This window comes from Actinoplanes sp. G11-F43 (assembly GCF_050589265.1).
In the GTDB taxonomy this organism is placed as follows: domain Bacteria; phylum Actinomycetota; class Actinomycetes; order Mycobacteriales; family Micromonosporaceae; genus Actinoplanes.
Genome location: NZ_JBNZCE010000084.1, coordinates 1 through 6,885, shown reverse-complemented (window position 1 = coordinate 6,885; position 6,885 = coordinate 1). Strand labels below are relative to the sequence as shown.

The 6,885-nt window shown below is 72.5% G+C and carries 1 protein-coding gene; it reads left to right on the top strand.

The window, feature by feature from the left end; translation table 11 throughout:
• The coding region (locus ACQ0O7_RS44965) for a type I polyketide synthase (protein ID WP_430792075.1) at positions 1-6,885 on the top strand (6,885 nt) is incomplete at both ends.

Sequence of the window (6,885 nt, the reverse complement as noted above, 5' to 3'; positions counted from 1 at the left end):
CTCGGTGGCGAAGCAGGTCACCACGACGGTGTCGCAGGCGCCGACCGAGCCGATCGCGATCGTCGGCATGGCCTGCCGCTATCCGGGCGGGATCAGCAGCCCCGAAGAGCTGTGGGAACTGCTGATCAACGACGGCGACGCCATCACGGGTTTCCCGGCGGATCGTGGTTGGGCCACCGAGGCGCTGTTCGACCCGGACCCGGACTCCGGCGGCACCTACGTGACCGAGGGCGGTTTCATCACCGGGATGGCCGAGTTCGACGCCGACTTCTTCGGGATCAGCCCGCGTGAGGCCCTCGCGATGGACCCCCAGCAGCGGTTGCTGCTGGAGACCTCGTGGGAGGCGATCGAACGGTCGGGCATCGATCCGGCCGCGTTGAAGGGTGCCGGGGTAGGCGTCTTCGTGGGTGCGGCCACGTCCGGTTATCTCGACGCGGCGAGCGCTGATCCGGACACCCAGGCACACCTGATCACCGGCAACGCGCTCAGTGTGATGTCCGGCCGGATCTCGTACACCCTGGGCCTGGTCGGTCCGGCGATCTCCGTCGACACCGCCTGTTCCTCGTCTCTGGTGGCCCTGCACCAGGCGGTGACCGCGCTGCGCGGCGGCGAGTGCTCGATGGCGCTGGCCGGTGGCGTGATGGTGATGGCCGACCCGATGGAGTTCGTCGGCTTCTCCCGGATGCGGGTGCTCGCCTCCGACGGGCGGTGCAAGGCGTTCGCGGAGGGCGCGGACGGCATGGCCATCGCCGAGGGTGCCGGCATGGTGATGCTGGAGCGGCTCTCCGACGCCCGCCGCAACGGCCACCCGGTGCTGGCGGTGATCCGCGGCAGCGCGGTCAACCAGGACGGCGCCTCCAACGGCCTGTCCGCGCCGAACGGCCCCGCACAGCAGCGGGTGATCGGCGCGGCGCTGGCGAACGCGCGGCTGTCGGCGGCGGACGTCGACGTGGTCGAGGCTCACGGTACCGGCACCGAGCTGGGCGACCCGATCGAAGCCGGTGCTCTCCTGGCCACCTACGGCGAGGACCGGCCGGCCGGCGGTGAGCCGTTGTGGATCGGTTCGATCAAGTCGAACATCGGGCACGCGCAGCAGGCCGCGGGTGTCGCTGGTGTGATCAAGATGGTGATGGCGCTGCAGAACCGGAAACTGCCGCGCACTCTGTACGCCGAGACGCCCTCGTCACATGTCGACTGGTCGTCGGGTCATGTCGAACTGTTGTCGCAGCCGCGGGACTGGCCGACCGGCGAGCGGGTGCGCCGGGCTGGTGTGTCGGCGTTCGGGATCAGCGGCACCAACGCCCACCTGATCCTGGAGGAGGCGCCGCCGGAGGCCGAGGTGCCGCGCACCGAGACGCAGCCGCTGCTCACCGGCCCGGTCGCGGCATGGCCGGTGACGGGCCGTGGCGCCGCCGCGCTCGCCGGCCAGGCCGGCCGTCTGCGGGAGCACGTGCTGGCCCGGCCGGAACTGCCGGTCGACGCGGTGGCGTGGTCGCTGGCCACCACCCGGTCGGAGTTCGAGCACCGGGCCGTGGTCCTCGGCACCGGCCGTGACGAGTTCCTGACCGGCCTGTCGGCGCTGGCCGGTGGACGGCCGGGCACCACGGTGGTGACCGGTGCGGTGGACCCGGCCGGGATCGGCCGTACCGTCTTCGTCTTTCCCGGCCACGGCAGCCAGTGGGTCGGCATGGGCCGCGAACTGGCCGGGCACTCACCGGTCTTCGCCGCCAGACTCGCCGAGTGCGCGGCGGCCCTGCGGCCCTACGTGGACTGGGAACTGGACGACGTCCTGGCCGGCCGGCACGACTTCGACGCCGCCGACGTACTCCAGCCGGCCGTGTGGGCGGTGAGCGTCTCCCTGGCCGCGGTCTGGCAGGCCGCCGGTGTGGAACCGGACGCCGTCGTCGGGCACTCGCTCGGCGAGATCGCCGCGGCCACCGTGGCCGGGGTGCTGTCCCTCGCCGACGGTGCGAAGGTCGCCGGGCTGCGAGCCCGGGCACTGCGGACCCTGGACGGCCGCGGCGGCATGCTGTCCGTCGCCGAACCCGCCGACGCGGTACGCCGCAGACTCGCCCCGTTCGGTGCACGGCTCTCCATCGCCGCGGTCAACGGCCCGGCGGCGACAGTGCTCTCCGGTGACGGCGACGCCCTGGACGAGTTCGTCGCCACCTGCCCCGCGGACATCCGGACCTCGAGGATCCCGATCGGGTACGCCTCACACAGCGCCCAGGTGGAGGAACTGCGTACCAGCATCCTCGACGCGCTGGCCGGCATCGTCCCCGGACAGGCGCGGATCCCGGTGCTGTCGGCGATGACCGGGCAGTGGCTGACCGGCCCCGAGATGGACGCCACCTACTGGTACTCCTCGCTGCGTGAGCCGGTGGAGTTCGGCCGCGCCGTCCGTGTCCTGGCGGAGTCCGGGCACGGGGTGTTCGTGGAGACGTCGGCGCACCCGGCACTGATCCAGGCGGTCAGTGCCAACCTGGAGGACCGCGACCCGATCGTGGTGGGCACGCTGCGCCGCGACGACGGCGGCCCGGCGCGGCTGCTGACCTCGTTCGCCCGGGCGTACGTGCGCGGCGTCCCGGTCCGCTGGCCGGTGCTGGCGGGTGCCGGCACGACGGTGGACCTTCCGACGTATGCGTTCCAGCACCGGCGCTTCTGGCCCCGCCCGGCCGAACCGGCGGCGCTGTCGACGCTCGGCGCCACCGCCGCCGAGGCCGGCTTCTGGGCCGCCGTCGAGCGCGGCGACGCCGGCACCCTGGCGGATCTGCTCGGGGTGGGCGACGCCGGGATCGACCTGAACGCGCTGACCGCATGGCGCCGCCGGGAACGCGCCGACGCGGCGGTGGCCGACTGGCGCTATCGCGTCACCTGGGCGCCGGTGACCGCCGCCCCGGCCGTACTCACCGGAAAGTGGCTGGTGGTCGGGGCCGGCGTGGACGCCGACGCGATCGCCGCGGTGCTCGCCGAACGCGGCGCCGACGTGGAGACCGTCGCCGGCCCGGACCTCCTCGGCCCGCCGGCCGCCGACGCGGCCGGTGTCGTCTCGGTGTTGGCACTGTCCGAGGACACCCACCCGGAACACCCGATCGTGCCGGCTGGACTGTTCGACACGGTACGACTGCTGCGGGCCCTGGGCGACCAGGGGGCGACCGCGCCACTGTGGGTGCTGACCCGTGGCGCGGTGGGCACCGGCACCGGCGAACCCGCCGTCAACCTCGCCCAGGCCGAGGTGTGGGGCCTGGGCGTCACCGCCGGGCTGGAACTCGCCGGCCGCTGGGGCGGCCTGATCGACCTGCCCGAGGTCCTGGACGCGCGGGCCGGCGCCCGGCTGGTGTCGGTCCTGGCCGACGGCGGCGAGGACCAGGTGGCACTGCGCCCGCGCGGCATTCTGGGCCGCCGGCTCGACCACGCCGACCGGCCGGTGGTACGCCACACCTGGACCCCGGCCGGCGCGGTGCTCGTCACCGGCGGCACCGGCGGGGTCGGCGCGATCACGGCCCGCTGGTCGGTGGAACGCGGCGCCACCCGGATCGTGGCGACCAGCCGGTCCGGGCCGGCCGCCCGGGGCGTCCCCGAACTGGCCGCCGAGATGGCCCGGTCCGGCGCCGCGGTCGACGTGGTGGCGTGCGACGCCGGTGACCGGGCCGCGGTCACCGGACTGCTGCGGTGGATCGACGGGTCCGGCGCCCCGCTCTCCTCGATCGTGCACGCCGCCGGACTGGGCGGCGCCGGCCCGGTCGACGAGAACCAGCCCACCGACCTGGAGCGGATGCTGTCGGCGAAGGCCGGCGGCGCCGCACTCCTGGACGAGCTGACCGCCGGTCGCGAACTGGACGCGTTCGTCATGTTCTCCTCCGGCGCGGCGGCCTGGGGCAGTGGACGGCTGAGCGCGTACGCGGCGGCCAACGCCTACCTCGACGCCCTGTGCGACAACCGCCGCTCCCGGGGGCTGGCGGCCACCTCCATCGCCTGGGGAGTGTGGGACAACGTGGGCATGGCGGCCAGCGACGGCGGCGCCCGCCTGCTGACCTACGGTATGGAGGGCATCGACGCGGACCGTGGGATGCGCATCCTCGGCCAGGCACTCGACGGGGACGAGGGATCACTGGCGGTCTCCGGCTTCGACTGGCCGCGGTTCGTCCCGACGTACACCCTCTACCGCCCGAGTCCGCTGCTGTCCGACCTGCCCGAGGTGCGGGCGGTGCTCGCCGCCGAGACCACGGCGGAGATCGGCGGCCCGGCCGAGACCCGAGGATCAGAACTCGCCGTACGCCTGCGCGCCATGCCGGAGGCCGAGCAGCGACAGTGGCTGACCGGGATGGTGCGTGAGCACGCCGCGACGGTGCTGGGACACGAGTCGGCCGAAGCCGTACCGCCGCAGCGGGCCTTCAAGGACCTGGGTTTCGACTCGGCCGGCGCGGTGGAGCTGCGCAACCTGCTGTCGTCGGCGGCCGGGGTGCGACTGCCGTCGACCCTGGTGTTCGACTACCCGAACGCGGTCGCCCTGGCCGAGTTCATCCGTGCGGAGCTGCTCGGATCCGGTGAATCCGACAGCACGGTGCGGGTGGTGGCGGCGGCCGGTGGCGAGCCGATCGCGATCGTCGGCATCGGCTGCCGGTACCCCGGTGACGTCGACAGCCCCGACCGGTTCTGGGAACTGCTGACCAGCGGTACGGACGCGATCTCCGGGTTCCCGGCCGACCGAGGCTGGGAGGCCTTCGAGGAGGAGTTCGGCGGCGAGGCGGCCCGATCCGGCCGCACCTACGTACGACAGGGTGGTTTCGTCTACGACGCCGCCACCTTCGACGCGGACTTCTTCGGCATCAATCCGCGTGAGGCCCTGGCGATGGATCCACAGCAGCGGTTGCTCCTGGAGACGTCGTGGGAGGCGATCGAGCGGGCCGGTCTGGCGCCGTCGTCGCTGCACGGTTCGGCGACCGGTGTGTTCATCGGCGCCAGCGGATCCGGCTACGAGAGCAGCCTCCCGATCGACGACTCGAGCCTGGACGGCTACCGGATGACCGGGTCGGTCTCCTCGGTGGCCTCCGGCCGGATCTCGTACGTCCTCGGGCTGACCGGTCCCGCCGTGACCGTGGACACCGCCTGTTCGTCGTCGCTGGTCGCCCTGCACCAGGCCACACAGGCGCTGCGGGCCGGTGAGTGCACGATGGCGCTGGCCGGCGGGGTCGCGGTGATGAGTTCGCCCGGCGCGTTCATCGAGTTCTCCACGCAGGGCGGAATGGGTTCCAGCGGTCGGTGCAAGGCGTTCTCCGACGAGGCGGACGGGATCGGCTGGGGTGAGGGCGCCGGCATGATCCTGCTGGAGCGGCTGTCGGATGCCCGGCGTAACGGCCATCAGGTCCTGGCGGTGATCCGGGGTAGTGCGGTGAACCAGGATGGTGCGTCGAACGGCTTGTCGGCGCCGAATGGTCCGTCGCAGCGGCGGGTGATCCGGGCGGCGTTGGCGAACGCGCAGGTGACGGCGGCGGACGTGGATGTGGTCGAGGCGCATGGCACGGGTACGTCCCTCGGCGACCCGATCGAGGCGGGCGCACTCCTGGCCACATATGGTCAGGAGCGTCCGAGTGCGGATCGGCCGTTGTGGCTGGGCTCGGTCAAGTCGAACATCGGGCACACCCAGCAGGCGGCGGGCGTCGCCGGTGTGATCAAGATGGTGCTGGCCATGCGACATGGCCTGGTGCCGCCGACATTGCACGCCGGGACGCCGTCGACGCATGTCGACTGGTCGTCGGGTCATGTCGAGTTGTTGTCGCAGGCGCGGGATTGGCCGGCCGGTGAGCGGGTGCGCCGGGCTGGTGTGTCGGCGTTCGGGATCAGCGGCACCAACGTCCACGTGATCCTGGAGGAGACGCCCACCACCGCCGGGACGGCCGCGCACGAGGCCCCTCCCGCGGTATTGCCGGACGCGGACCCGGCGTGGATCCTCTCCGGCCACGGCGCGGCGGCGCTGGCCGGGCAGGCCGGTCGGCTGCGCGAGCACGTGGTGGCCCGGCCGGAGTTGCCGGTCGGGGATGTCGGGTGGTCGCTGGCCACATCACGGTCGATGTTCGAGCACCGGGCGGTGGTCGTCGGTGCCGGCCGTGATGAGTTGCTGACCGGGCTGGTGTCGGTGGCGACGGGTCAGCCGGCGGCTGGGGTGGTGGCCGGTGAGGTTTCCCCTGGTGGTGTCGGGCGGACGGTGTTCGTGTTCCCCGGTCAGGGCTCGCAGTGGATCGGCATGGGCCGGGAGCTGGCCGACTCATCCCCGGTGTTCGCGGCGCGTCTGGCCGAGTGCGCGGCGGCTTTGGAGCCGTTCGTGGACTGGCGACTTGATGACGTACTGGCTGGTCGTCACGATTTTGAATCTGCTGATGTGGTGCAGCCGGCGTTGTGGGCGGTGATGGTGTCGCTGGCTGCGGTGTGGCGTGCTGCCGGTGTGGAGCCGGATGCGGTGGTGGGTCATTCGCAGGGTGAGATCGCCGCTGCTGCGGTCGCGGGGATCCTGTCGCTGGAAGACGCGGCGAAGGTTGTCGCGTTGCGGAGTCGGGCTTTGACGGTTCTCGCCGGTCATGGCGGGATGCTGTCGATCGCGGAGTCGGTGGACGCGGTCCGGCGCAGGATCGCCTCCTTTGGTGATCGGCTGTCGATTGCTGCGGTGAACGGCCCGTCGGCGACCGTGGTCTCCGGTGAGCCTTCGGCGTTGCGTGGGCTGGAGGCCGCCTGTGGTGATGCGGTGCGGACCCGGATGATCCCGGTGGACTATGCCTCGCATGGTCCGCAGGTCGAGCAGTTGCGGGACGAGATCCTGGCTGTTCTGGGAGGCATCACTCCTACTGCGGCGGAGATCCCGATGGTGTCGGCGCTGACCGGCGACTGGCT